Raw genomic sequence first — 25,614 nt, 5'->3', positions numbered from 1 at the left:
CGCAGGGCCAGCGTGACAGTCATGCTAATGTAACAAGGTAAGCCTTAAGGCGCCGGAATGGACAGCAGGCTGGAGATGCTGCGGCCGCGGATATCGTAGACGCGCGCGAACACCACGTCGTCGCGCTTGATCTCCACCATGACAGGGGCGGTGAGGCCCTTGCAGTAGAATTCGCCGAGCGTCATCGCGAAGTCGGCGGCGTGGCTGTCCCAGCCGATCGTGAAGTCGGGGCCGAGCGCGACCTGCGCCGGACGCTGCGGACCGCATACCGCGACCTTCCATTTGCGTCCGCGGGGCGGAAATTCCTGGCGTTCGACGAGATCGTCGCGCAATCCGTCGGAGGCCTGCTTCAGCGCGAGACCCCAGTAATCCAGCATGAAAAGATCGTTGGCGGCGCGAACCGTGCCCGCGATATGGTTGAAATGCGTGTACTGATAGGGATGCAACCGGATCATTTCGCCGAACGACAACAGCAGGCCGAACGTACAGACGGCGAAAACGGCCGGCTGCCAATTGCGGTGATTTTCCTTGAGCCAGTTCATGCCCCACGCGAAGGCAAAGCCGGCAAGCACCGTCATCGGCGGGATTACAAAAATGAAATGGCGAATGCCATTGTAAAGCGCCGGGCGCTTCACCATCGCAATCACCAGCGGCAGCGTTGCCGCGAGCGTCAGCATCAGCAGGATCGACTTGCGGCGGGCCGATACATCGGCGCGCGACAGCGACATGAACGTGCCGACGACCGCGGCAATCAAAAGGCCGAGCAGCACTTCGGGAAGTTGCAGCGCAAACAGCGTCGGCAGATAGGACCAGGGCATGTCAGGCACCGAGACCAGTGCGCCGTCAAACATTTCCTTCCAGGGCTTCTCGAAGAAATGCGAGAAGTAGGTCAGCGCCTGGAACGGATTGCCCGGTTCCATAATCGACCACGGCCAGATCAGCCCCATTATGAGGTAGCCGAGGACCAGACCGGGCAGCAGCACATAGACAACATGGACAAAGCGTCGAAGTGTTTCACGCGCGCTGTGGGTGTGGATCTCCTCGAGAAGAAACGGCAAAAAGCCGACTACCGCGTAGACCAGCGCCAATCCGCCGAGGATGCGCGAACCAATCGACAGTCCGGCACCAAGACCGATGATCAGGATGGTCCGCGGCGAGGGCGAGGGATATTCCTCGGCCAGACGAACAAGGCCCAGCATCAGGACCACCATCGCGACCGCGAACGGCGCGTCCTTTGGGTTCATGAACATATGCCCATAGAAGGTCGGGCACAGCGCGAGCAGCAGCAACGTTGCCAGCCCGGCGAGCGGGCCGCCGACGCGCCGGCCAAGCCGCCACGTCACCGCAAGGCCGATGACGCCGACGACGGCGCCGAGCAGGCGGCGGGTTTCAAACAATTCGAGCGGGATGACCTTGTGCAGCAGCGCGGCCGCCATGTCGAAGCCGCCGCCATACATGTAGAGATTGGCGAACGACAGCGCGCCGGTGTCCTTGAAGCCCGAACCGTACATTCGCAGCAGGAGGTCGGCATATTCGGCGTGGGTATAGTCGTCCCAGCCCAACCCATAGTCGCGAAACGTAACGCCTGCGATTAATGCGACCGCAGCCAGCACAATGATGGCGAGGTCGTCGCATGTCCGTTCCACCGAGCGCCGTGCAGGCGTATCGATGGCCAAAGTAGTGATGGATGACATGTCTATTGGTAACCCGGTATCCCCTATGGCCCAGCGTTGGCGCTCTTGGGCCTCATTCCCCGGCATCCATATAGCGCAGTTCCCTATCCAAGTAATTGGGAATTGTGGCGCAATTTCCCTGATGCAATGCAGCAATCGGCAGAAGGCAAAAGCCTGACCCGGAACGCATGCCGTACAAGAATTAACCTCTGGATCGTATTCTATTAACTTGAGGTTTTGGCGGGAACCGCCCCCGCAATTGCCCGTTAGCGATGTACCCAATATGACGGTATCGTGGCGTCGGGGGGCTTGCGCGCATTTCCAGTGCGGCCCGGGGGTGAGTTCAATGATGGCTGTGGTGTTGGTCGCCGGCATTGGCCTTGTGCTGGCTGGCCTTCTGTCGATCGGTTACGGCATTCCGATCAAGGAATTCGGTTTCGGCAACACGTTGATCCTCACGGGGGTGGTCGCCACCTGCACCGGGATGATGATGATCGGCCTTTGGACGGTTGGCCGGGAGTTGAGGAATGTTGCGCGGCGGCTTGGCACCGATATGGAAGCAAAACCCGTTGCCGGGAGCATGCTACCGCCGGCAGCCGCTCTGGAAGACGGCGGTTTCTTATTCAGCCGTGATCAGCCGGCTGCGGAAAGCGAAGAGCTTGCAGCGCAATCATCAGCGCGGCCGACCCCGCCATGGTACGGGGAGGCGGCATCGCGCGATCGGGCGCGCCGCGACGTGCCATCCGCGCCAGAGTACGTCGAGGCCGCCCCAGCCCCCAAGCGGCGCAGTCTCTTGTTTTCCTCCACATCGCGGAGAGAGCGCGAACGCGCGCAGGCGCAGAGCACCGATGCCTCCGCGGCCGATCTTTATCCCGCGCCTGGCGGTGTGCCGCCGGCTTTCGAAACAGGCGAGGCGCCGCCCCCCAACTTCGAGCACGCTTGGCCAAAATCGGAACGTGCCAGGGCCGCCGATGCGCCGCTGCCGCGGCGAAGCGGCCGGGCGCCATCGACGTTTTCCGAGGCAAACAGCGGCGCAGAGCGTTCTCCGCCAGCCGCGCCAAACGAGGACCCGCCGCCGGTGACGGTTCTCAAATCAGGCGTCGTCGATGGCATGGCCTATTCGTTGTATTCCGACGGCTCGATCGAAGCCCAAATGCCCGAGGGCATGATGCGGTTCGCTTCCATCGACGAACTGCGCTCGCATCTCGACCAGCGTTCCTGAGCGCACCTGTATTTGGGGCGGATCTGGCTCTTGAAAAAATAAAGCGGCGGTGTTCTTGTCACGTCGACAGCAATCCGCTCATATTCGGCAAGTAGCGCAAGATTCCGATCGCGTATTGGCGCGGCGGGATACTGTCGCGATCCTGCAAGTTCCCGCATGATTACGATCTCTAGAAGGTTCAGCCATGACTGATGCCGCCGGCAAAAGCTTCATCGACCTGACCGCGAACATCGTGTCGGCCTATCTCAGCAACAATCCGACACCGGCTTCCGAAATTCCGGGCCTGATCAGCCAGATCCACGCGGCCTTGCTGCGGGTTTCGACGGGCCGGGTAGAGGCGCCTTCGGAGCCTGCCAAGCCCGCGATTTCCGTAAAGAAATCGATGACCCCCGACTATTTAGTGTGCCTCGAGGACGGCAAGCGCTTCAAATCGCTGAAGCGCCATTTGCGAACGCGTTATAACATGACGCCGGAACAATACCGGGACAAATGGGGCCTTCCGGCCGACTACCCGATGGTCGCGCCGAACTATGCGGTGGCGCGTTCGCAACTCGCCAAGAAAATGGGGCTGGGCCAGCAGCGACGGCGGCGGAAATAGCGCGCTCGCGTATTGTCCAAGACGGTGGCCGCATCCTTGTGAGGAGCGCGACAACGCCGCGCGGGACGAACCACGAGGCAGTGGATGTGCAATCGCGAAGCGATCTAACTGGAAAATGCCAGCTTTGAAAACAGGCGTTCAGGAGGCGGTGGCCAGCGCCTCGCGGGCGTCGCAGCGAATGCGCTCGACCATGGAGCGCAGGCCGTTGGAGCGCTGCGGCGTCAGATGCTCGCGAAATCCGAATTCGTCGAACAGCGCAATGGCGTCGGTTGCAAGAATTTGCTGCGGCGTGCGGCCGGAATGCAGCGTCAGCAGGATTGCAATTAGTCCGCGCACGATATGCGCGTCGCTGTCGCCGAGATATTTCAGCACCGGTTCGCCGCTGCCGCTGCGGTCGATTTGTTTCGACAACCAGACCTGGCTGGCGCAGCCCTGCACCTTATTGGCTGCGGAATGCTCGGACTCCGGCATCGGAGCCAGCGTGCGGCCGAGCTCGATGACGTACCGGTAGCGGTCGTCCCAATCGTCCAGCAGCGCAAAATTATCCCTGATTTCGTCGATCGTCATCGTGTCCCACGCTCAATCCCAAAGCCATATATAGGATTGCGGGAGACGGAAAGCGATATAGCCGACGAACAAGTTCCGGGCTTAGTTTGCCCTCATGGCGTCGGCGGGGCCCGCCACTCGGCCGACAGATCGTCCGGCGTCAGCGTGTCGCGCGCTGCCAATTCCACGGCCGAGGCGTCGGCAGTCTCGACGGGGCCGATAGAGCCGGTGTGGTCGGATGCGCGCTTGTCGATGATGATCTGATACAGCTTGCGCGCGCCTTCCTGGGCGCGCTGGCCGATCATGGTCGCGGCCTGCCCGCCGACTTCACAGGCTGTCGGCTGGCGCTTGCAGAATTGACCCATGTCCGAAACCGCCGCGGTCGCGGCAGACACGGCTTCTGAAGTGCCCAACTGAGGCACCTTGTCCGATTCAGGTGTCTTCTCTCTGGGCAAAAGCACGAGCACCAGCCCGAGCCAGAACGCCATGCGAAGCAGAAAAAACATTTCGCGACCCCGACCGTCTCTTTGATTGTGTTGCGATTGATCTCGCAATCGGTCTGTTGACTAACATTCGTCGATAAATCGCAAGTGTTTGTATTGAGCTTAAATCGGCGAAAATTTGAAAAAATTCCGACTGATTTGATTCGGTGTAAATTTTCAATTGATGCGGCCTTCACGAGGGGTTTTCATGCGCTCGCCGCATCCACCATTTCGAAACCATACGGGCCGCTCTGGAAACCCGACGTTCACCATCTGCATCGAATGAACCCTCTCGCGGTATGCGAAGACGTGGCAAACATAGCCTGTCCGACCGCAGGCCTGCGCGCTTTAGCGTTCGCTTAATGTCGCTCTGACACGGTGGCGCAACGATAAAGGGGGCGTTGCGGTGCGTCATTATGACGACCCAGCCGAAGCGCGAGGGCCGTGAGAGTTTTGAGTATCATTCGCGATTGCCTCGATGCGCTGTTGCATCCGTCAGCACGATATGACGCGCTGACGCGTGCGCGCCATCGCGCCTTCATGGCGCCGCGGCTGCTCGGAAGCCTCGCGGCATTCGCGGCATTCCCGGTCTATCTTGCGATGCGCGGCGCGCCCACGGCGATTGAGGTCGCGGCGTTCGCATGGCTTATCGCTCCCATTCTGCTGTCGTGGTTTCTCTCGCGGACCGGCCGCTACGAGGGCGCGCATGTCCTCTCGTCGCTGGCGCTGGCCGGCCTCGTCATGACGGTAGCCATGACCACCGGCGGCATCGAATCGTTTGCCGCAATCTGGCTTGTCGTCGTCCCGCTTGAGGCGGCGCTTTCCGCCTCGCGCCGCGTGGTCGCATTCGCCTTAGCCCTGGCGCTGGCGTGTACTGCGTTACTGATCGTTTTCGGACTTTTCGACCTGTTGCCGGCGTCCGATGCGAGTACAGCCGCGCGCGGCATATTCATGGCGTGCGGCGTGGCGTCGGCGACGCTTTATGCCGCGGGCCTTGCGTTCGGCGCCGAGTCTCTGGCGCGCACCAGCGTCTCGCTGCTCTACGTCGAGGAGGATCGATATCGGCTGCTGGCGCGAAACATGAGCGACGTGATCTCGCGCCACCGCCGCGACGGCGCGGTGCAATTCATTTCGCCGGCGGCGGAGACGATGTTGGCAACCCAGGTCACGCGGCTGCTTGGGCATGGGCTGTTCGATCGCGTCCACGTCGCCGATCGTCCGGCCTATCTCAGCGCGCTTTCGGACGCCGCGCGCGGCGGTGAAGCGCGCAGTGTTGAATTTCGTCTCCGGCGAGATGCACCGCGCGGCGGCGAGCGCGGTCAGAATCGTCAAGGAGACTTCATCTGGGTCGAGATGCGTTGCCGTCCGCTCGAACAGGCTTCGGACGCGGCGGCTTCGCTGGAGGCCGAAGTCGTCGCCGTGATGCGCGATGTCACCGACCGAAAACGCCAGGAGCAGGCGCTCGATCTGGCGCGCACCGCCGCCGAGCAGGCGGACGCGTCCAAGACCCGCTTCCTTGCTACGATGAGCCACGAACTGCGCACGCCGCTCAACGCCATCATCGGCTTCTCCGAAATGATCGTTCAGGAAGATGCCTTGATGCTGGATGCGGCGCGCCGCAGGGAATATGCCCAGTTGATCAACGATTCCGGCCAGCATCTGCTGTCGGTGGTCAATGGTATCCTTGATATGTCCAAGATGGAGTCCGGCAACTTCGAAATCGCGCCGGAGCCTTTCGCGCCGCGTGCGGCGCTGATTAACTGCTGTAACCTGCTGGCGCTGAAGGCACGCGAGAACGGCATCGACCTCGTGACCCACGCGCCGGAAGATTTGCCGGTCATGAACGGCGATCCGCGCGCGTTTAAGCAGATCGTGCTGAACCTCGTGTCCAACGCCATCAAGTTTACCGAGCGCGGCGGCACGGTGACGGTATCTGCCGCCGCCGAGGGGGCGCGGCTGGTGCTTCGGGTCACCGACAACGGCGTCGGCATCGCGGCCGACGATCTCAAGCGGATCGGCGATCCCTTCTTCCAGGCCGGAAAGACCTATCAGCGGCGGCACGAAGGCACCGGCCTCGGGCTGTCGATCGTGAAAAGTCTGGTAGCCTTGCATTGCGGTGAGATAAGTGTGCACAGCAGGATCGACGAAGGAACAACCGTGATGGTCGCGTTGCCGCTGGCGTTCTCGCCGCCGGTGCAACAGCCACCAAACAATATCGCAACTCTGACGCCGGTCCTGCGATCCGCGAGCCAAGACCAAAATCAAGACCAGAATCAGGACCAGAATCAAGATCAAGCCCATCAGGTGAAGAAGAGTGCCTAGACAAAGAGATGACGACACGCCGCGCCGCCGTCGTGGCGCTGCCGCAGCCGCGATCGAAGCGAACGCCGAACGGGGCTTCGTGATGCGTATTTTGCTGCATAGCCCGAAGGACACGATTGCAGGGGCGCTGGCGTTTGCCGCGGTCGGCGCGATCATCGCCAACGCACTGTTCCTGCAGGCGGGGCGCCATCCGGCGCCGATGTTCGGCTCGCTTGTCGCGATCCCGTCGGCAGCTTTGGCGCCCAGCCCCTTGCCGCGTCCGCGTCCGGTCGAAGCCATTCCGCTTGAGCCCAAGGCTTCAGAATTCAAGGCTTCAGAATTCAAGGCTTCAGAATTCAAGGCTCCCGAACTCAAGACTGCCGAGCCGAAGACTGCCGAGCCGAAGACTGCCGAGAAGACTGCGGATCCGCTGGCCAATCTTCTCAAAGCGACCAGCCCACCTCCTGCGGCGCCTTCCATTATCGCGCGACCGCCCGCGCCAGTCCCGGTTGCCTCGCGCAATGATGCCATGGCCGGCTCGCGCCGCGTAGCGGCGGTGCAGCGCGCGCTGACCGAATATGGCTACGGCCAGTTGAAGCCGACCGGCACCGTCGGCTCAGACACCCAGGCCGCGATCCAGAAGTTCGAGCGCGAGCGCAAGATCCCGGTGACCGGGCAGATGTCCGATCGTCTGGTGCGCGAACTCACCGCGGTGATTGGTCACCCGATTGACTAAATGCTCATACCCGCCAGCGATCGTAGTGCTCGAAATCGACCCTGGGTGTTTTTGCCAAGATTACTCCTCCAGCGTAAATCCAACTCGCAAGGTGACCTGGTAATGGCGAACAGACCCATTTTCGATATGGCCTCTCGTTTGCACGACTTCGAACCATTTCATATCGCGAATGGTCTTTGCTGCGCGGATTAGGGCATTCTGAATGGCACCTTCGATACTCTCTTCAGAAGATCCTACGAGTTCTAGTATCTTGTACACATGGTCCTTCATTTCTGTTGTATCCGGCATGGCGAACCTCCGTAGTATCAGGGGGAGCAATCCAGGCTTCTCTCGGAGTTCGAATCCGATCGCGAGCCAAGTCCATTCTGAACGAGCTCTCAGGCTCTCGAGTTCCGCTAATTCTGCAGGGTACCGGCAAACTGGAGCGGACCGCCGCAATCGAGCCTGCACCCTCAGTTTGGAAGCGGGCCTATGTTGGAATGTCCGCAACTGCAACGCAGGCGGACTTTGGATTCGCGACACTGGCGTCAATCTATCCGCTGGCCTATCGTCGATTGCATGCGTCTAAAGTCCAGCATATGGGTGGCCGCTTATTTGCGCCGTTGCCAAACCGAGGGAATATTCGGCGCCGTGCGCCGGCGCGGCGCCGAAGAGGCCGGTGCGGTGTTCGTCAAGGTGGCGCTGCTCGACGGCAATGCGATGCTGTATGTGCCGGCGCCGCAGACCGTCTATGACGACAGTCGGCCGATCGAGCGCATTTTCATGCCGACCTCGCCGCAGCCAGTGCCCGAACAGTCAGTGGAAGAGCGCCTCGTGAAAGAAGTCCGTTTCGACCCGGATGCCTGGATCGTGGAGACCGAGGACCGGGCAGGGCGGCATTTTCTCGATCTCGCGCAGGCTTAACGTCACGAACTCTGCGAACCGGTGCGCGGTACGATGCGCGCATCAGGCAGTGGCGTGGCCGGGCGAGTCTGGGCGGGTGCTGGGCGCGCGCGATTACGCTCATCGTCGTAGAGTCCCGGCTGATACTTGGCGCGGGTGACCGCCAGTGTCGCGCCGCGCCACGCCGCCAGCATGACCAGGGCGGATCGTTCGCTCAGCTGGTCGTACAGGCGCGACAGCCGATAGACGTAGTTCACGGAACAGCCGAGTTCAGGATTGAGGAACAGCAACACCCGCTGAAAAACCGCGCTCGGCATGTCCAGCGCGCGTGCCGCGCACGCCAGCGGCTCGCCGCCGGGGTCGTTGACGACCTCAGCGGCAACCCGCGAGGGCAATATCAGGGCTTCGCCGAGTTCAAGCGTGAAGTTTTCGGCATCGGCGGCGAACGCAGCCATCTCCAGCGTCTCGATGGCGCGCTTGGCGCGTGCGGCGGGAATCCTCAAGGAGGCCCGCAGCCGTGTGTCCTCGAGATTGTGCAGGATCAAAGCGCGTTCGCCGGCGTTCGCGCGCGAAAATATCTCGTTGATTTCGGCAGCGTCCTTGGGCTGCATCGACAAGTTCGACGCCATCCGCAATTGCGCCCCGCTTAGTGCGTCGGCCGGCGACGTCGCCACCGATGGGGCAGCGGGAGCCTCAGCACCGACCGGCACGCGGGCATCGGGGTTTGAGGCTTTCAGCCGCAGCTTGCTCAAAACTTCGAGCGGCGTGCCCGGATAGCTCGCAAGCCGCGCCCGGACCACGGCGCGGGTCGCGTCGTCAACCTGATCGATCAGACGGGAGGTCAGCTCGACAAACTGTCGCTCTTCCTCGGCGCTGTGCGCGTTGGCCTGAACATAGAGATCGGTCAGCACGCGCAGCAAAGTGGGCCTGATATCGACGCCTTCCCGGCGGGAGAGCGTCATCAACCCGTCGAAGCCCGGAAATAGTGGAGGTGTGGTCATGTCAGGGATACGCGACTGAGTAATCTCGCCCCAATCTACGCGCGGTTGCTTTAACAGCTCGTTAAGGAAAAAAATCCGTGAATTACTGACGGGGCATTTGAACGTTCGTCGTTCGGAGCGGCCGTGTCTGGTGCCTCCATCAAACGGGGCCAGCGAAGGCAAATTAAGATGCCGTTAACCACGTCCTGTTCTTAATGATGCCATGTCGCCGGCCAAATCAGGCTCTGAGCGGCAACCGGAAGAGAGCTGACATGGGCACCATCATTGAATTTCCGGCGTCGCGCCGGCTGGGCTCAACCATGGATGGCGCTCCACGCGAAGACATGGGAACCATCCTGATCCTTCCCGTCATCCGGATCGAACGCGCACCCGAAGAAGCCAGCGGGGGCAGCGGACCGGAAGCGGGGGCAGCCCCGGGCCGTCGCCGCCGCCGGCGCTGATATCAGGGCATCTCGATATGCCGGAGCCGTGTTTTCCGATCCGGACAAGAGCGCAGGTTCGGAGCTCATCGCCCGTCCTGACGCTGCTCTTGATGGGCGTGGCCCTGGGGGGTTGCAGCGGCGGCGATTTCGGCCGCACGCGCCAGGATTTTCGCAACGACGACATGCATCGCTGGATTGGCGCCGAGGCGACATCGAGCATCGGGCTGCGCCCGTCGCAATTCCAGCTCACCGACAACGAACGCCTGCTTCGCGATCTCGCTTACCCGCTGATCGAGCCACCGCGTTCGCGTCCGGCCTGGAAGAGCGTGTTCGGCGACTACCAGCCGCTCCCGTCGCCGTGGCGGCAGGCACCGGTGTTCGACCGCACCGCCTATGGGCGGCAGTTGATCGACGAGCCGCACCGCTCGCATTCATCGCGCTATGCGCAGCTGATCGAAGACGTGCGTGACGACATCACTCGGTTCGAACCGTTCTTCGCCGCCGCCGGGCGCGTGCTCGATCTCGACAAGCAACGTAACGCCAGTCTCGCGCTCGTTTCGGAATTGTCGCCGCGTGAGCGCGCCGACGCGATCGCCCGCATGCAGGAAAATACCCTGATCGTGCAGTGGGTGCAGCAATGCCTGGAGCGCAGGATATCGTCTTATCGCTGGGCGCTGGAGCGGCTGGTGATCCACGCCCCGAATAACATGGCGGCCGACGCCGATCGATTGATCGGCGAGCTTGCGGCGCAGACCGCTAACCCGCCGGTCGCGGCGCAGCCGGTGATCGGCCGTGCGCTGAGCGTGCGCGGCTAGCTCGAAGCGGCACAATCAAACCATCCCGGTCATCCCTCAGGGTATGACTCAAAAAGCCAACAAGATAGGGGACTTGAACCGTCGTTATCTCAGGAGAAGATATCGCGTTTCGATCAGCGCTTGGACCGCGGCCCTTGCGCCTGCTTCGCCGGCGGTTCGGTCTGCAGCTTGCAGCTCGATGCGGCGAGGGCGGCCTGCGCCTGCGGCATCAGGCCGGGTTCCGGCGCCAGTGCTTTCAGCACGATCAAGCCGGTTGCGGTTGGAGAATCGATGATCAGCCGGTCGGCCGCGGTTACGTCCTCGTCTTCCGGCAATTCGGCGTGCTGCGGCTCGGTCATCAGATCGAGTTCGATCACCTTGCGTCCGGCGGACCGGTCGTTGATGGCGTAATAGGCGACTTCGTTGCGCGTATAGAACGACACGGATGTGTAGGCCTGGCTGACAGGCACCGTCAGTTTGAGCGAGCCACCCGACAGATCGTAGCGGCAGATCGCGACCGCGAACGCCGGGTCCATGAACGGCATCGGCGCGGTGTTCGGATCCGCCAGGGGCAGGGGAGTAACGGTGTTGAGCTTGGTCATCGGGGTCAGACGCGAATAGGCGTCCTGGGTCGCGATGCGCGGCAACGCCAACACGCTGACCAGATGCACAATGCCGCCCAGCAGCACGCCGGCAACGATCGTGAACAGCAAGCGAATCATGGGCACCCCACGGTCGCGATCGAAGGCATCGGCGCATCACGCTGCGTCCGCGTCGCCACCCCAACCGGCGTATCGTAAAGCCGAAGCATCAGCGCATAGCGCTCGATGCCCCCGGTGGGCAGCCAGTTTCCGGCGCGCGATCTCGACGCCACCCGTATTTCAAACGCGCCGTCCGCTCCGCGGATGATTTCCTGGCTGGTGAAGCCGTAACGCTGCAGCGAATTCGCAACCAGGTGCCCTTTCTGGTCGTAAAGCGTCAACGTCCAGAACCGCGCGGCGGGCGTGACACCGCTGACCACCACGTCGCACCGCCCATCGAGCGGCCGCTTGCGGTCGTCCGTGGTCGCCGAGAACGCGACGCCGTCGCCTGTGCCGACCGGCAGCTCGCCGCTGCGGGCGATGGAGGCACGCGAATAAGGATCGATATCGGCGGTCCCGGTCTTCGGCCGGGCGGTCCAGGCGCCGATCGTGAGCGTGCCCAGATCGGTGCCGCGCGTTGCCGTCATCCAGGTTGCGCCGAGTCCTACGACGGTGGCGAGCATCAGCGCCAGCAAGGTGATGAAGATCAGCCGCACGGTTAGTTCTTGCGCGGCGCGGGAGCAGCTGGGTCGCCAGGCACTGCCGCGGCAAAGCTATCGGGGAATGCAACTGAGCTGGACGATGCCGGCTTGCCGGGCTTCACCGGGCCACCCGCCGTCTTGGCCGCCTCGTCGAGCAACTTTTCCACGCGCACCAGAATATCGGCGCCGCGTTTAGTTAGGATCGGCGGCGGTCCCGGCTTGATGTCAGGCGGTTTCGACGCAACTGTCGCGGAGGCAGCGGGAGGAGGCAGCTTTGTCCCTGCACCGACGCCGGGGATCTCCTTGATCTCGACGCCTTGGTGGGCCGCGACCATGATGTCGTGCCAGGTCTGCGCCGGCAGCGATCCGCCGGTCATGCGGTTGGTCGGCGAATAATCGTCATTGCCGTACCAGACGGCGCAGGCGAAGTTGCCGGTGTAACCGACGAACCACGCGTCGCGGTAGGCGTTGGTGGTGCCGGTCTTGCCTGCGGTCGGAATGCCGTCGAGCGCCGCGCGCCGCGCGGTACCTTCGCTGACCACGTGACTCATCATTTCCGCCATGTCGGAAGCTACTGATGCCGGAATGGCTTGCAGCGGTTTTTTGCCATCGCGATCGAAGCGCCAGACCAGATCGCCGGCACCGGTGCGAACTTCCAGTACCGCATGAGGGGTTACCGCTTTGCCCTTGTTGGGGAAGGTCGCATACGCCGCGGCATGCTCGAGCACCGTGACTTCGTCGGCGCCGATCGGCAGCGACGGAGTATCCGGCAGCGGCGCTTTGATGCCGAAGCGGCGCGCAACTTCTACGATCTTGGCGCGGCCTCTTTTGGCCGAGTCCCACTGGTTTTTCGGATTATTGCCGATCGCGATCGACAGCTTTACCGGCACCACGTTGATCGAGCGGGTAATCGCCTGCGTCAGTGTCACCGAGCCGGAGTAGGAGTGGCCATAATTTTGCGGACACCAGTTGCCGAGGCAGACCGGGCCGTCGACCACGATCGAGTTCGGCTTGAAGCCGTTCAACAGCGCGGTGGTGTAGACATACGGCTTGAAGGACGAGCCGGGCTGCCGGTAGGCGTCCACGGCACGGTTGAACTGGCTGGCCCCATAGTCGCGTCCGCCGACCATCGCGCGCACGCCGCCGTCGAGATCGGCGACGACGGTAGCGGCCTGCGTCGCGTGATAGTCGCGGCCGAACTGGCGCAGCTGGTTTTCGACGGCCTCTTCCGCGGCGCGCTGCACATTCATATCGATCGCGGTGCGGACCACGAAGACGCGCTCGGTGTAGGATTTCGGAAACGTATCGACCAGCTTGCGCATCTCGTCGAAGGCCCAGTCGAGATAATAGTTCGGTGAATTCTCATCACGGCGATCGACCGCGGTGGCCGGATTGCGCCGCGCGCCGAACACCTGGCCTTCGGTCATGAAGCCGGCGTCGACCAGATTGTCCAGCACGACGTTGGCGCGGGCGCGCGCCGCAGGCAGGTTGATGTGAGGCGCATATCTGGTGGGCGCCTTGAACAGGCCGGCGAGCATCGCGGCTTCCGCAAGATTGACGTCGCGCGCCGATTTGTTGAAATAGAAATGCGCGGCGCCATCGACGCCGAAGGTGCCGCCGCCCATATAGGCGCGATCGAGATAGAGTTTCAGGATTTCATTCTTGGTGAGCCGCGTCTCCAGCCAGATTGCGAGGAAGGCTTCCTTCACCTTGCGCTCGATGGTGCGCTCATTGTTCAGAAACAGGTTTTTTGCGAGCTGCTGGGTAATCGACGAACCGCCCTGCCGCACGCCGCCGGCCTGCGCATTGGTCAACAGCGCGCGGAACGTGCCGGCGACGTCGATGCCGAAATGGTCGTAGAAGCGGCGGTCCTCGGTGGCAAGCGTCGCCTTGATCAGATGGTCCGGAAAATCCTCTAGCGGAATAGAGTCGTTGTGCTTGATGCCGCGGTTGCCGATCGGATTGCCGTAGCGGTCGAGGAACGATACCGCGAGATCGGATTTCTTCAGCCAGTCTTCGTCGGCGGTTTCGCGAAACGCCGGTATCGCCAGCGCCAGCATCAGGATCAGGCCGCCGAGCCCGAGGCTCGCGGCTTCAGACAGCGGTTCAATGAAGACCCAGCGCCTCCACCTGTCCACATAGAAGCGGTCCATAAAGGTCGAGAAACGCCCGTAGAGTTCGCGGGCGCCCTTGGCGGAAGAGAACAGCGTCGAGTCGACGCGCGCGTCGAAATCCAGCAACCAGAGCCGGATTTTCGTCTTCCATTGCGGTGGTACGATCTCGCGCACCGGGACCCTTGGTCAGTTCGCAGCGCTTCAAGCACCCGGCTGGGCACTATTGAGCCGTCTTGCGGGAATGTTGCGGCAAACCCAAGGCGCATTTGCGCGGTTGGGGACTCGGTCAAGTTCTATCCGAGCGCGGGCCATAAACCAATGGTCTGGCTCACGATTTTGATTAAGCAGGGCTAATGCTGCCCGGGGGCTTTTACTCTCTGTCGAGCCGCCCTACTTGCGCAGTGAGCGTTGCAGCCCCTAGAAGAACTCAGGCTTTCGCCGGCCGGAAACGCTGGGACTCATGACCGTCCAACCCAAGCCACCCTCGGCTCAAGAGGGATTCTTTTGGAAAACCAAGACGTTGGAAGAAATGTCCAACGTCGAATGGGAGAGCCTGTGCGACGGCTGCGCCCGTTGCTGCCTTGAAAAGCTTGAGGATGAAGATACCGGCAAGATCTATTTCACGCACGTCTCCTGCAAGCTTCTGGACGCGGGGTTGTGCGCCTGCAAAGACTATACGAACCGATCCGAGCTGGTTCCGGACTGCGTCAGGCTCACGCCGGAAAACGTCCGCACCCTGAACTGGCTGCCGCCGAGCTGCGGCTACAAACTGGTGGCGGAGGGCCGCGATCTCTATTGGTGGCATCCGCTGATTTCGGGCGACCCGAATACGGTTCATGAAGCGGGCGTTTCCGTGCGCGGGCGGGTGCACGGGACGGAGAACGAGATCGCCGACGCCGATCTCGAAGATCACATCGTGCAATGGCCGGCGCTGTTGCCGAAACGGGCGCGGCTCAAAAAGCGGCCACAATCCTGAACGCGCGATTGCGACGGCACCGCTGCGGGATGCACCCATGCGCCTAACCCGCTGCCCCAGCTTGGATTGTCCAAATATATTGCGGCGATGCAGCGATTCCACGCGGCCCCCGCCGCGCATCAATATAAGTCCGCATGAACAAGTTCGAACGGCAGAGCCCTCAACCGGCTGACGGACAAACCTTGCCCGAAGCCATTGCCGGCGACCTTTCGCAAGTGCCGGGTGAGGTCATCGACATCAGCGACGGGCCGCCGATCGCGCCGCCGGCGCCGCTCACCCAAAGCGAAGTCCGCACCATCCTGATGAGCCTGATGCTGACGATGTTCCTGGCCGCCCTCGACCAGACCATCGTCGCGACTGCGCTGCCGACCATCGGCCGGCAATTCCAGGACGTCTCCAACCTGTCGTGGGTGATCACGGCCTATCTTTTGGCTTCGACCGCGGTGGCGCCGGTATTCGGCACGCTCAGTGACATCTACGGCCGCCGCGCCATGATCATCACAGCGCTCAGCCTGTTCGTCGCCGGCTCGATCCTGTGCGCGCTGGCGCCGAACATGCCGGTGCTGATCCTGGCGCGAGGCCTGCAGGGCATCGGCGGCGGCGGCATTCTGCCGATCGTGCAGACCGTGATTTCCGACGTAGTGACGCCCCGCGAGCGCGGTCAGTACCAGGCCTATTTCAGCGGCGTGTGGGTCGCGGCAGGCATCGGCGGGCCGGTCCTTGGTGGCGTGTTTGCCGAGCACCTGCACTGGTCGATGATCTTCTGGATCAACGTGCCGCTCGGGCTCGCATCGCTGGCGCTGCTGCTGCCGAAGATGGGTAAGATCCCGGCATTTCACCGCAGGCGCAAGGTCGACTGGCTCGGCGGCGTGCTGCTGATGGCCTCCGCGGTCGTGTTCATGCTGGTGCTGACATGGGGCGGCAACCGCTATCTCTGGCTCTCGCCGACGATCGTGGCGATGGTCGGCGCGGCGCTGGTGCTGGCGCTCGCCTTTGTGTGGCATGCGCTGCGGACCGATGAACCGTTCCTGCCGTTGCCACTGATGGGCGGACCGGTCGTGCCTTATGCGATGGCTGCGGGCGGCTGCGCGATCGGCGCGATGCTCGGACTGACCGTGCACATGCCGCTCTATTACGACGTGGTCTACCATCTCAGCGCCAGCGAGGCCGGGCTGGCACTGATTCCGCTGGTCGCGGTTTCGGTGCCGGGGGCCGCGATCGCCGGCCGCGCGATGGTGCACATGACGCATTACAAGCGTGTGGCGATTATCGGCACCATTTGCTCCGCGGCGACGGGGTGCGCGCTCGCGATCGCGACCCCGCTGCCGCTGTGGGCGTTGCTCGGGCTGCTGTCGCTATTCGCGCTTGGGCTCGGCACCACGTTTCCGGTGAGCGTGGTCTCGATCCAGAACGCGGTAGCGCGTTCGCAGGTCGGCACCGCCACGGGTGCGATGAACTTTTTCCGCGCGTTGATGGCGTCGTTCACGGTCGCGGCGTTCACCGCGATTCTGCTGATGGCGCTGGGTGCGGACATCTCGCTTGTCGGAGAGCATCGCGGGCCGGTGAATTCGATCCCCGCCGCCGACATGGTCGCGGCATTTCAATATGTGTTCGGCGCCGCCGCGGCGCTCATGGCCTGCGCGGCGCTGTGCATGATCGTGATGGAAGAAAGGCCGCTGGCCGGCCCGGCCACGCCCGTGGAGATGGCAGAGTAGGGCGCCGACCCACTGTCGGCGCTTCAGCCCTCACTAGCCCTGAGCTGCGATTTGATCTAACAGCGGCCGCAGCACGCCATCAAACATTGAGATCCGACAAGGAGCCGGCCATGAGCAAACCCTCCATCGAGCAGACCCGGATGGGCGGCGAAGGCATCGCCTTCTGCATCGCGCGGACCCTGATCGAACGCGATCCCTCGCTGAAGGCACCGATGCGCGCCAACTTGCGCAAGATGTGGGAGCTGTTGGAAGAGCGCGAAGACCACGGCGCCGCCGACATGGTGGACACCATGATCAAGGCGCTCAACGATCCGGCGTTCTTCAAGCCGTGAGTTCGGTTCGTTCTGCTTACATCAGGAGCTTCACGTTCCCGGCCTCGAAACCTCAGTCTCCTTTGAGGTGATGAACTCCAATAGCACTGGAATGCCTTCCTTGGTCTTCGCAATGCCGCGCTGGATGGCCGGGATGATGTCTTCCGGTTTGGTCACCCGTTCGCCATAGCCGCCGAACGCGCGCGCCATGGCGGCGTAGTCGCCGGAGATGTCGGTCGAGCGATATTTTTCGGTAGAGATCGGCATCACCTTCAGTTCGATCGCCATGCTGAAATTATTCAACAGGATCGACATGATCGGGATGCGCTCGCGCACCGCGGTCTCGAAATCCATGCCTGTGAAGCCGATCGCTGCGTCGCCCCAGACGTTGATGCAGAGCTTGTCGGGTTTTGCGAGCTTGGCGCCCATTGCGAGCCCCAGCCCATAACCAAGCTGCGTGGTCTTGCCCCAGCCGATGTAGGACAGCGGCTCGACCGCCTTCCAGAACGGCGAGAGCTGATCGCGCGGGCTGCCGGCATCATGGGTGATGATGGTGTTTTTGATGTCGACGGTGTCCTGCAAATCCCAGAGAACGCGATAGGGGTTCAGCGGCGCGTCATTGTGGGTCAGCTTCGGCATCCATTTGGCCAACCAATCCTTGTGCGACGCGGCGATCTCGGCGGCGACGGCTGAGGCATCGCGATTCGATGTGACGCTCTTGCCGATTTCTTCCAGCAGCGCGTCGAGCACCAGTCCGGCATCGCCGACCAGCCCGATCTTGGCCTCGACATCCTTGTTGAGATGGGCGGGGTCCAGCGTCGCATGGATGATAGTCTTGCCCTTGGGCATGGCGACGCCGAACGATGTCTCCGTAAACGAGCAGCCGATGCCTAGAATCACGTCGGCCTCGGCTAGAAATTTCGGCACCGCGCGCGGCATGGCCAAACCGCCGGAGCCGAGCGAAAGCGGGTGCGTCTCCGGAAACGACGACTTGCCACCGAGGCTTGTGGTGACGGGGATGGCGAGCCGTTCGGCCAGCCGCTTCAGTTGCGGCCAAGCCTGCGCGTAATGCACGCCCTGGCCGGCATAGATCACGGGACGTTTGGCGCCGATCAACAGCGCCGCCGCTTCCTTTATGTGGACGGGGTCGGCGCCGTAGCGGGTGCGCAACACCGGCGTATAATTCAGCGGCTCCGGTACTTCCTCGTTCCACATGTCGGCCGGGATTTCCACGATGACCGGGCCACCGCGGCCGTTCTTCAGCCTGGTGAAAGCACGGCGGAAAATGTTGCCAACTTCGGCGGCGATGTTGATCGGCTCAGACGACTTCGCAAAGGCCTTCATCGCCTGGCTGGAATTGAAGTTCGGGTCGATATTCGCAAGCCGCCGCGCATAGCCCATCGGCAATACCAGCACCGGGACGGATTCACCGTAACACTGCGCCACTCCACCCATGGCGTTTTCCGCGCCGGGACCGTGCTGCATGCAGAAGGCGCCGATGGTGCGTCCCGACGTGACCCGCGAGATCGCGTCCGCCATGTGCAGTCCGATCCGCTCTTGGCGCACCATCACCGGACGGATGTCGGCGTTGGCGGCATGTTCGATGAGGTGATTGACCGGATAGCCGCAGAGAATGTCGATACCCTCGCGCTTCATGATTTCTGCGATGGCGGTGCCGAGTTTCATGGCAATTCCTTCCCAAAACCGGCCGATGTTGGGCTCAGCCTATCGCGGTAGTTGGAACAGGAATCCCTCGATCGGTAAAGCGTGCGTGCCACTTCTTCCGGGAAGCTCTGATATGCATCCTTTGTGTGTTGGTCGCGCGTCCAGGCCGAATCAACGCCGGCTCGCGCGGCAATGAGGTCGCTGGGGGCAAGGAATATCTTGCTGTTGCATCGATCTACGAAGACGAATCGACTTCGCCAGCGATTCGTCGGCGCATTTTTGTTCGGTGGCGCTCAGTCCAGCGGCAGAGCTTATGGTGGCGCGCAGCGTCGCTTGCCGAAAATCTTCAAGCAGCCAAAGCTTTTGGTTCAATCATGCGTTGCATAAAGATCACAGGAGCGCGGGAAACGGTACTTTGTCACGGGCGTGTCATCGTCCAGGATGCGCTTTGCTCTATGGGACACACATTGAAACGTTGCAAGGCATGCCTGCAATACAAATTGGAGAAATATGGGAATGACGTCGTATCGAAACTTCCTCCTTGGCTCAGCGGTGGTTCTTCTCGCCGCTAGTGGAGCGCAGGCAGCCGACCTTCCGGTCAAGGCCAAGGCGGTCGAATATGTGAAGATCTGCTCCCTGTATGGTGCTGGTTTCTGGTATATCCCGGGCACCGACACCTGCATGAAGATCGGCGGTTATCTGCGCGTCGATACCACTTTCAACGGCGGTGCCCACGGCGCGCCAGCCTGGAGCGGTGATATCGGTCAGCAGAATCGCTATGCCGATTACTTTGTTGCCCGTTCCCGTATGGCGCTCACGGTTGATACGCGTACCGCCACCGAATACGGCGTGGTCCGTACCTTCGCTCAGGGCGATTTCCAGTTCACCACCCTGGGTGGCAGCAGCCGCAATCCGAACCTCCTGAACACCAACCTTGGCAATAACACGCAGCTGCTCGACAGCGTCGGCGGCGGCTATGTTGCGGTCGAGTACCTTTTCATCCAGTTCGCCGGCTTCACCTTCGGCAAGTCTTCTTCGGCGTACTCGACGCCTTGGAACGGTTTCCCGGGCAACATCAATTCGAACTTGCTCGGCGGTAACAACACCGACACCGGCGTCAACAACGTCCAGTACACTGCTGACTTCGGCAACGGCGTGTCCGGCAGCATCGGTCTCGACGATCCGACGGTGTGGAATCGCACTTCGTTGTCCAACCTGTCGACTGGCCTCAATGCAGTCGGCACCACCGGCAACGCTTATGGCGGCACGCATGCTCCCGACATCGTCGGCAGAATCCGTGTCGATCAGGCCTGGGGTCTGTTCCAGATCTCCGCTGCGGCGCATCTTGTGAATGCGTCGTACAACACCTTGACGGCCAGTACTGCGGCTCCGACGAATCTGTCCGAAATCAGCGGTCACCCCGAAGACAAGTGGGGTGGTTCGGTGATGGCCGCGCTGCAGATCAAGAATCTGCCGACCGGTCCCGGCGACGACATCAAGGTCGACGTGAGCTACGCAAAGGGCAACACCAAGAACGTGATCGCCACCAGCGGCAGCTCGCCGAATTTTGCGATGTTTGGCGACAGCGGGGTTGGCTACCAGAGCGTTGGCTTTGGTGCGACCACTGACGGCGTCTATCGGCCAGGTGCCGGTGGTACCGATGGTATCAAGCTGACTGAGGCCTATGGCGTCCGCGGCGCGTTCAACCACAACTGGGATCCGTACTGGTCGTCGAGCCTGTTCGGCAGCTATTCTGCCGTTCGCTACAACGGTGCAGTGGGCGATCTGAGCACCGCAAAGGGGGCTTTTTGCGCGACCTACAGCGCCAGCAATCCTGGGCTGAAGTCCGCGGATTTCTCCTGCAATCCGGACTTCAACGTTTCGCAGCTCGGTGTGATCACCCGCTGGACTCCCGTCAAGAACCTGACGTTCTCGGCCGAAGTCCAGTGGTTCCACCTCGACCAGAAGTTTACGGGTACGTCGGTTCTTAGTGTCTCTGCTCCGAAGCCCGCGACCGTTTATGAGTTCAAGGACCAGGATACGGTTTTGCTGCAGGTTCGCGCTCAGCGGAATTTCTGATCTCGAGCGTCTTGGGATCCAGTAATCCAACCTAGCGAGTGGGACGGGAAGTACAGTCAACTTCCCGTCTCACGGTTGCCGTTTCACCACGCCTGCCATCACGGCGAGCAGGAAATCCTCACGTCCGGCAAAGATCGACCTGAGGCTTAACGGATTGTTCAGCCTGTTCCTCAACGCGCCGGCAAGCAATCCAATCTAGATTCCGCACCGGCCATTGGCGCGGTAGACTCCGCGGGAAGTCCCCGACGGGAAATTTGAATGAGGCAGCTGTTTTCGAGATTCCTGAGCGATCAATCCGGAGCCACCGCGATCGAATATTGCATGATCGCCGTCGGCATCAGCATCGTGATCGTCGCCGCCGTCCACGGGATAGGCAGCACCCTGAACATCAAGTTCGGTTCGGTGAGTTCGTCGTTCAAATAGCGAAACGAAGCGTGAATGGGCGCTATCAGCTAGCTTTGCCCATCCCCGTTTAGCGCCCGCATCACCCCGATCCGCGCGAACATCAGCCAGCCTCCGCCGGTCTCCGCGGCGTTGATCAGGTTCTCGACCGCGGTCTGCCAGCGCGCCTGCTGCTGCACGTCTTCCGGCAGTTTCATGATGTAATCGGCGGCATGCTGCAGCGTCATCAGCCTGCCGCCGCCGTGCAAGCGTATCGGCTCATCGAACGGCGTCGACCACGGCATTTCAGATCACGTGTTGCGCCGGTCGGGAGAGGCCAGGCAATTGTCCGGATTCATCGCGCGGCGCCGCGAGGGCCTGCGCACTATCCCGCCTTCTTCGATCGCGCGGGCGCGCGCACCGGCTTCTCGGCCTTCTTCGGCTCTTGCACTTTGGGTGCTTCCTTGGCGGCACGCTTGCCGCTGATCGGCAGAAGCATCTCGCGCTGGCCCTCGATGCGCTTGGGCTGCTTCTTGCCTTTGGTCTTTGCGGGCGGGGCGGACTGCTGCTCGGTGGCGAGGCTGCGCTTCAGCGCGTCCATCAGGTTGATGACGTTACCGCCTGATTTAGGCGCGGCTTTCGCGGTCGTGCGAACGCCGGCCCGCTTCTTGTTGATGAGGTCGATCAGCGCGGATTCGTACTGGTCCTCGAACCTGTCGGGCTCGAACGTTCCGGATTTCTTTTCGACAATATGCTTGGCGAGATCCAGCATGTCCTTGGTGACTTTCACGTCCTGGATGTCGTCGAAATATTCCTTCTCGCTGCGCACCTCATAGGGGTAACGCAGCAGCGTACCCATCAGGCCTTTGCCGAGCGGCTCCAGCGCGATGATGTGCTCGCGGTTGGTCAGGACCACGCGTCCGATTGCGACCTTGTTCATGCTGCGGATGGTTTCGCGGATCACCGCGAAGGCGTCATGGCCCACCTTACCATCGGGCACCAGATAATAAGGGCGGATCAAATAACGGTTGTCGATATCGGTGTGGGGCACGAACTCGTCGATCTCGATGGTGTGCGTCGATTCCAGCGCGATCTCGTCGAGTTCGTCCTTCGACACCTCGATGTAGGTGTCGGTGTCGACTTTGTAGCCCTTCATGATGTCATCGGAGGCGACTTCCTCCCCGGTCTCGGCATCGACCTTGGCATATTTGATGCGATGGCCGGTCTTGCGGTTGATTTGGTTGAAGCTGACCTTTTCGGTATCCGACGTGGCCGGATAGAGCGCGACCGGGCAGGTCACGAGCGAAAGGCGCAAAAAGCCTTTCCAGTTGGCGCGGGGGGCCATTGGGATACTCCGAAAACGCAACCGACGACCCGCAAGGATACCACCGGGGAACCGAGTTTCAAGCGAGCGGGAGCGGATTCTTCCAACGACGTTAACCGTGGCGGGGTTTCCGGAATAGGGAGCAGGCAGGCGCGAGAGGGTAGCTGCCGCACCCTTCGAGTGCCGGGTGTGACATCGCGGAGCGGCAAAAACCCCGGAACATCATCTGGGATCAGGCGTTTCGTCGACTGCGCCGCTGCAAGGACAGACCGGCATTTTGCGCGACAGCAAGGAATCGAGGGCATCATGGCCACCAGACAAGATCAACAGATCGTCGAGACCCCGACCGAAGCACGCCAGGCCGAACCGGGCCCGTCGGTGCTTGCCCTTCTCACAGTCTCGCTCGGGCTGGCGGTGCTGCTTATGGGTGTGGTCTGGTTCGTGTTCTTCCGCACATAGGGGCGGAATGCCAACGCACCGGCGGGGGCGCTTCGGCAGGATGGCATCCAAAACTTGAGATAACTCGGCAACGCATGCCTTGACTGGCAGCCAGCCGGTCGGGCGCGATGCCCGTGTCTTTGGAACGCGCCTTCGCTTGCCAAGAAATCGGTGCATTCCGGACTGCCGACATCCCGCCATCGCCGTCCCTTGGTCGCTTCGGCTTCCGATTCGGCGCGTTAGGCGCTTAAATGCGCGGCCGCTGCGGCGAAAAGGTCAACGCCACCCGGCGGGGCCCGCCCGGGGCGCTCAAAATTCTGCTAAAAGCGGTTGTGACGAAAAAGTAATGATGCCTGTTCATTGCTGTTCATACGGCATTCACGCCATGGTGGCTCATCTAGGTCGCGGCGGTTTGGCCGGGACAGCCGGGACCTATTGCGGAGACCAATTTGCGCCTGCTGGTCGTTGAAGACGATCCGGATCTCAATCGTCAGCTGACAACCGCGCTGAGCGACGCCGGCTATGTGGTCGATCGCGCCTTCGACGGCGAGGAGGGACATTTTCTCGGCGACAGCGAGCCCTACGATGCGGTCGTGCTCGACATCGGGCTGCCGAAGATGGACGGCATCTCGGTGCTGGAGGCATGGCGCCGCAACGGCCGCTCGATGCCGGTGCTCATCCTGACCGCGCGCGACCGCTGGAGCGACAAGGTGCAGGGCTTTGATGCCGGCGCCGACGACTATGTGGCCAAGCCGTTCCACCTGGAGGAAATCCTGGCCCGGATACGCGCGCTGTTGCGCCGCTCCACCGGCCACGCCCAGAGCGAACTGACCTGCGGGCCGGTCTCGCTCGATACCCGCACCGGGCGGGTCACTGTGTCAGGCAATCCGATCAAGATGACCTCGCACGAGTACCGGCTGCTCGCCTATCTCATGCACCATACCGGACGCGTGGTGTCGCGTACCGAACTGGTCGAACATCTCTATGACCAGGATTTCGACCGTGACTCCAATACCATCGAAGTGTTCGTCGGGCGCATCCGCAAGAAGCTGGACGTCGATATCATCCAGACCGTGAGGGGACTTGGCTATCTGCTGACGCCGCCATCGACGGGTAGCTGATCAAGGGGGTTGATCGGGCATCGGTCTTACTCTTTTGTTCGAGCATGAAGTTATCCGGAAACCGGCTTCCATCCGTCGGGTCATGGCCCGCGGACATGCTTTTCGGGACCATGCGCTGATGCGCGGCAGCTCGCTCGCCAACCGCCTGTTCCTGTCTGCGACCGCATGGCTGGTAGTGATCCTGGCCGTCACCGGCATCGTGCTGTCGTCGGTATATCGCAACGCTACCGAGCGCGCCTTCGACCGCCGTCTCAACCTCTATCTCCGCACCTTGATCGCCGAAGTCGCAACGCCCGACGAGCCACCCGACCATCAGTTCCAGTCGCTGGGCGAGCCGCTGTTCGAACTGCCACTGTCAGGCTGGTATTGGCAGATCAGCCGTACCGACTCCGAAAAGCCCGAGCTGCGCGCTTCGCGATCGCTATGGGACAAGAAACTGCCGAAGCTCGAGGAGCGCGGCGCCGACTTGAGCACGGCCGGCATCCGGCTCGGCTATGTCGATGGTCCGGAGGGCCAGAACCTGCGGATGGTGGAACGGCCGGTCGATCTCGGCGCCGACGGCAAGTTTCTGGTCAGCGTGGCCGGCGACGCCACCGAGATTTTCGACGAGACGCGCGCATTCGACTACTACCTCGGCGGCACGTTCACTGCGCTGGGAATCGTGCTGTTGCTGACCACGATTTTCCAGGTCCGCTTCGGCCTCGCGCCGCTGAAGCGTATTTCAGAATCGATCGCCGATATCCGATCCGGCCGGGCCGAACGGCTCGAGGGCGAATTTCCCGTAGAGATCGCGCCACTGGCGCGCGAGACCAACGCCCTGATCGACGCCAACCGCGAAATCGTCGAGCGCTCACGGACCCATGTCGGCAATCTCGCGCACGCCATCAAGACGCCGCTGTCGGTCATCGTCAACGAGGCCTCCGCGCACGTCGCCAATCCGTTCGCCACCAAGGTGCTGGAGCAGGCCGATGTGATGCGCGATCAGGTCGCGCATCACCTCGAGCGCGCGCGCATCGCCGCGCGTCCCACCATCATCGGGACGGTCACCGAGGTGGCACCTGCGATCGAGGCGTTGCGCCGGACCATGGAGAAGATTCATCGTGACCGCGGCATCACGATCGGGATCGAGGCCAACCCGCGAGCGAAATTTCGCGGCGAGCGGCAGGACCTCGACGAGATGTCCGGTAACCTCGTCGACAATGCCTGCAAATGGGCAGCGTCGCACGTGTTCATCGAGGTGCTGGTGGAACCGCCACACGAACCGGGAGGCAGTCCGATGCTGCGGATCATCGTCGACGACGATGGGCGCGGGCTATCGGCGGCTGAGCGCGCGCAGGTCTCGCGCCGCGGCCAGCGGCTTGATGAATCGAAGCCGGGCTCCGGGCTTGGACTGTCCATCGTAGTCGATCTTGCGGCCTTGTATGGCGGCAGCCTTTCGCTCGGCAGCGCGCCGATCGGGGGCTTGCGGGCGGAACTGGTGCTGCCGGGTGTATGAATCGTCGGGTCGGCAACACTCGACATGGACGAGGGATGTGAGCCGCCGTTTGCACT

At 62.1% G+C, this 25,614-nt stretch carries 26 protein-coding genes; 15 read left to right on the top strand and 11 right to left on the bottom strand.

Annotated elements, in window-relative coordinates:
* Positions 1-44: 44 nt before the first annotated feature.
* Positions 45-1,694: a glycosyltransferase family 39 protein gene (locus tag N554_RS0120300; protein WP_029585147.1), complete on the bottom strand. Its 1,650-nt coding sequence runs from the start codon at positions 1,692-1,694 to the stop codon at positions 45-47.
* 328 nt (positions 1,695-2,022) lie between these two features.
* Here N554_RS0120300 and N554_RS0120295 point away from each other — a divergent pair, with 328 nt between their 5' ends.
* Both N554_RS0120295 and N554_RS0120290 read left to right on the top strand, forming a co-directional pair.
* Positions 2,023-2,895 (top strand): hypothetical protein, encoded by an 873-nt coding sequence (locus N554_RS0120295; RefSeq protein WP_051677601.1) that lies wholly within the window; start codon positions 2,023-2,025, stop codon positions 2,893-2,895.
* Positions 2,896-3,079: 184 nt separating this feature from the next.
* The gene (locus N554_RS0120290; RefSeq protein ID WP_029585145.1) at positions 3,080-3,493 is read left to right on the top strand and encodes a Ros/MucR family transcriptional regulator; all 414 of its coding nucleotides are present in this window, start codon (positions 3,080-3,082) and stop codon (positions 3,491-3,493) included.
* 138 nt (positions 3,494-3,631) lie between these two features.
* On the opposite strand, the gene N554_RS0120285 is transcribed toward N554_RS0120290, so the two are convergent.
* Together N554_RS0120285 and N554_RS0120280 are read right to left on the bottom strand one after the other, a co-directional pair.
* A complete protein-coding gene (locus tag N554_RS0120285; RefSeq protein ID WP_029585144.1) occupies positions 3,632-4,060 on the bottom strand; it encodes a SufE family protein in 429 nt (142 codons plus the stop codon).
* Positions 4,061-4,152: 92 nt separating this feature from the next.
* Positions 4,153-4,545, bottom strand: a complete 393-nt coding sequence (locus N554_RS0120280) for a DUF5330 domain-containing protein (RefSeq protein ID WP_029585143.1) — start codon at positions 4,543-4,545, stop codon at positions 4,153-4,155.
* Between the two features lie 420 nt (positions 4,546-4,965).
* Here N554_RS0120280 and N554_RS0120275 point away from each other — a divergent pair, with 420 nt between their 5' ends.
* Both N554_RS0120275 and N554_RS0120270 read left to right on the top strand, forming a co-directional pair.
* Complete coding sequence (locus N554_RS0120275) at positions 4,966-6,843, top strand: PAS domain-containing sensor histidine kinase (RefSeq protein WP_029585142.1); 1,878 nt, start codon at positions 4,966-4,968, stop codon at positions 6,841-6,843.
* Positions 6,836-7,558, top strand: a complete 723-nt coding sequence (locus tag N554_RS0120270) for a peptidoglycan-binding domain-containing protein (protein ID WP_029585141.1) — start codon at positions 6,836-6,838, stop codon at positions 7,556-7,558. The genes N554_RS0120275 and N554_RS0120270 overlap by 8 nt, the downstream gene beginning before the upstream one ends.
* Before the next feature lie 60 nt (positions 7,559-7,618).
* Here the strand turns inward: N554_RS0120270 and N554_RS0120265 are convergent, their stop codons facing one another.
* The gene (locus N554_RS0120265) at positions 7,619-7,846 is read right to left on the bottom strand and encodes a dodecin (RefSeq protein ID WP_029585140.1); all 228 of its coding nucleotides are present in this window, start codon (positions 7,844-7,846) and stop codon (positions 7,619-7,621) included.
* 270 nt (positions 7,847-8,116) lie between these two features.
* On the opposite strand from N554_RS0120265, the gene N554_RS0120260 reads away from it, so the two are divergent.
* On the top strand, positions 8,117-8,461 hold the full coding sequence (locus N554_RS0120260; protein ID WP_029585139.1) for a DUF1491 family protein: 345 nt from the start codon (positions 8,117-8,119) through the stop codon (positions 8,459-8,461).
* 2 nt (positions 8,462-8,463) lie between these two features.
* On the opposite strand, the gene N554_RS0120255 is transcribed toward N554_RS0120260, so the two are convergent.
* Positions 8,464-9,441 carry a DUF2336 domain-containing protein gene (locus N554_RS0120255; protein ID WP_029585138.1) on the bottom strand — a complete coding sequence of 326 codons (978 nt, stop codon included), beginning with the start codon at positions 9,439-9,441 and terminating at the stop codon, positions 8,464-8,466.
* Between the two features lie 251 nt (positions 9,442-9,692).
* On the opposite strand from N554_RS0120255, the gene N554_RS0120250 reads away from it, so the two are divergent.
* Complete coding sequence (locus N554_RS0120250) at positions 9,693-9,881, top strand: hypothetical protein (RefSeq protein WP_029585137.1); 189 nt, start codon at positions 9,693-9,695, stop codon at positions 9,879-9,881.
* 92 nt (positions 9,882-9,973) lie between these two features.
* Positions 9,974-10,678, top strand: a complete 705-nt coding sequence (locus tag N554_RS0120245) for a hypothetical protein (protein ID WP_197033650.1) — start codon at positions 9,974-9,976, stop codon at positions 10,676-10,678.
* Between the two features lie 113 nt (positions 10,679-10,791).
* Here N554_RS0120245 and N554_RS0120240 read toward each other — a convergent pair whose 3' ends face one another.
* From N554_RS0120240 to N554_RS0120230, 3 genes are read right to left on the bottom strand one after another with little or no spacing between them, the layout of a single operon-like run.
* Complete coding sequence (locus N554_RS0120240; RefSeq protein WP_029585135.1) at positions 10,792-11,379, bottom strand: DUF1254 domain-containing protein; 588 nt, start codon at positions 11,377-11,379, stop codon at positions 10,792-10,794.
* Complete coding sequence (locus N554_RS0120235; RefSeq protein WP_029585134.1) at positions 11,376-11,954, bottom strand: DUF1214 domain-containing protein; 579 nt, start codon at positions 11,952-11,954, stop codon at positions 11,376-11,378. The genes N554_RS0120240 and N554_RS0120235 overlap by 4 nt, the downstream gene beginning before the upstream one ends.
* A 2-nt stretch (positions 11,955-11,956) precedes the next feature.
* Complete coding sequence (locus N554_RS0120230; RefSeq protein WP_029585133.1) at positions 11,957-14,227, bottom strand: transglycosylase domain-containing protein; 2,271 nt, start codon at positions 14,225-14,227, stop codon at positions 11,957-11,959.
* 286 nt (positions 14,228-14,513) lie between these two features.
* On the opposite strand from N554_RS0120230, the gene N554_RS0120225 reads away from it, so the two are divergent.
* From N554_RS0120225 to N554_RS0120215, 3 genes are all read left to right on the top strand, one after another.
* Complete coding sequence (locus N554_RS0120225; protein WP_029585132.1) at positions 14,514-15,029, top strand: YcgN family cysteine cluster protein; 516 nt, start codon at positions 14,514-14,516, stop codon at positions 15,027-15,029.
* Positions 15,030-15,163: 134 nt separating this feature from the next.
* Positions 15,164-16,744, top strand: a complete 1,581-nt coding sequence (locus N554_RS0120220) for an MDR family MFS transporter (protein ID WP_029585131.1) — start codon at positions 15,164-15,166, stop codon at positions 16,742-16,744.
* Between the two features lie 110 nt (positions 16,745-16,854).
* Positions 16,855-17,076 (top strand): hypothetical protein, encoded by a 222-nt coding sequence (locus N554_RS0120215; protein WP_029585130.1) that lies wholly within the window; start codon positions 16,855-16,857, stop codon positions 17,074-17,076.
* Positions 17,077-17,106: 30 nt separating this feature from the next.
* On the opposite strand, the gene N554_RS0120210 is transcribed toward N554_RS0120215, so the two are convergent.
* Positions 17,107-18,741 (bottom strand): thiamine pyrophosphate-requiring protein, encoded by a 1,635-nt coding sequence (locus N554_RS0120210; RefSeq protein ID WP_029585129.1) that lies wholly within the window; start codon positions 18,739-18,741, stop codon positions 17,107-17,109.
* Between the two features lie 495 nt (positions 18,742-19,236).
* On the opposite strand from N554_RS0120210, the gene N554_RS0120205 reads away from it, so the two are divergent.
* Positions 19,237-20,799: a porin gene (locus tag N554_RS0120205; protein WP_029585128.1), complete on the top strand. Its 1,563-nt coding sequence runs from the start codon at positions 19,237-19,239 to the stop codon at positions 20,797-20,799.
* 258 nt (positions 20,800-21,057) lie between these two features.
* Positions 21,058-21,222 carry a Flp family type IVb pilin gene (locus tag N554_RS38535; RefSeq protein WP_081851337.1) on the top strand — a complete coding sequence of 55 codons (165 nt, stop codon included), beginning with the start codon at positions 21,058-21,060 and terminating at the stop codon, positions 21,220-21,222.
* 29 nt (positions 21,223-21,251) lie between these two features.
* On the opposite strand, the gene N554_RS0120195 is transcribed toward N554_RS38535, so the two are convergent.
* A complete protein-coding gene (locus N554_RS0120195; protein WP_029585127.1) occupies positions 21,252-21,485 on the bottom strand; it encodes a hypothetical protein in 234 nt (77 codons plus the stop codon).
* Positions 21,486-21,565: 80 nt separating this feature from the next.
* On the bottom strand, positions 21,566-22,525 hold the full coding sequence (locus tag N554_RS0120190; RefSeq protein ID WP_029585126.1) for a non-homologous end joining protein Ku: 960 nt from the start codon (positions 22,523-22,525) through the stop codon (positions 21,566-21,568).
* Positions 22,526-22,810: 285 nt separating this feature from the next.
* Between N554_RS0120190 and N554_RS41070 the strand changes: the two genes are divergently transcribed.
* The 3 genes from N554_RS41070 (at position 22,811) to N554_RS0120170 (ending at position 25,558) form a co-directional block, all read left to right on the top strand.
* On the top strand, positions 22,811-22,963 hold the full coding sequence (locus N554_RS41070) for a hypothetical protein (protein WP_197033648.1): 153 nt from the start codon (positions 22,811-22,813) through the stop codon (positions 22,961-22,963).
* 428 nt (positions 22,964-23,391) lie between these two features.
* A complete protein-coding gene (locus N554_RS0120175; RefSeq protein WP_029585125.1) occupies positions 23,392-24,063 on the top strand; it encodes a response regulator transcription factor in 672 nt (223 codons plus the stop codon).
* Positions 24,064-24,181: 118 nt separating this feature from the next.
* The gene (locus N554_RS0120170) at positions 24,182-25,558 is read left to right on the top strand and encodes a sensor histidine kinase (protein WP_029585124.1); all 1,377 of its coding nucleotides are present in this window, start codon (positions 24,182-24,184) and stop codon (positions 25,556-25,558) included.
* Positions 25,559-25,614 lie beyond the last annotated feature (56 nt).

This window comes from Bradyrhizobium sp. URHD0069 (genome assembly GCF_000701345.1).
Lineage (GTDB): Bacteria > Pseudomonadota > Alphaproteobacteria > Rhizobiales > Xanthobacteraceae > Bradyrhizobium.
The sequence above is the reverse complement of the archived record's forward strand: the minus strand, read 5'-3'. Positions and strand labels throughout refer to the sequence as shown.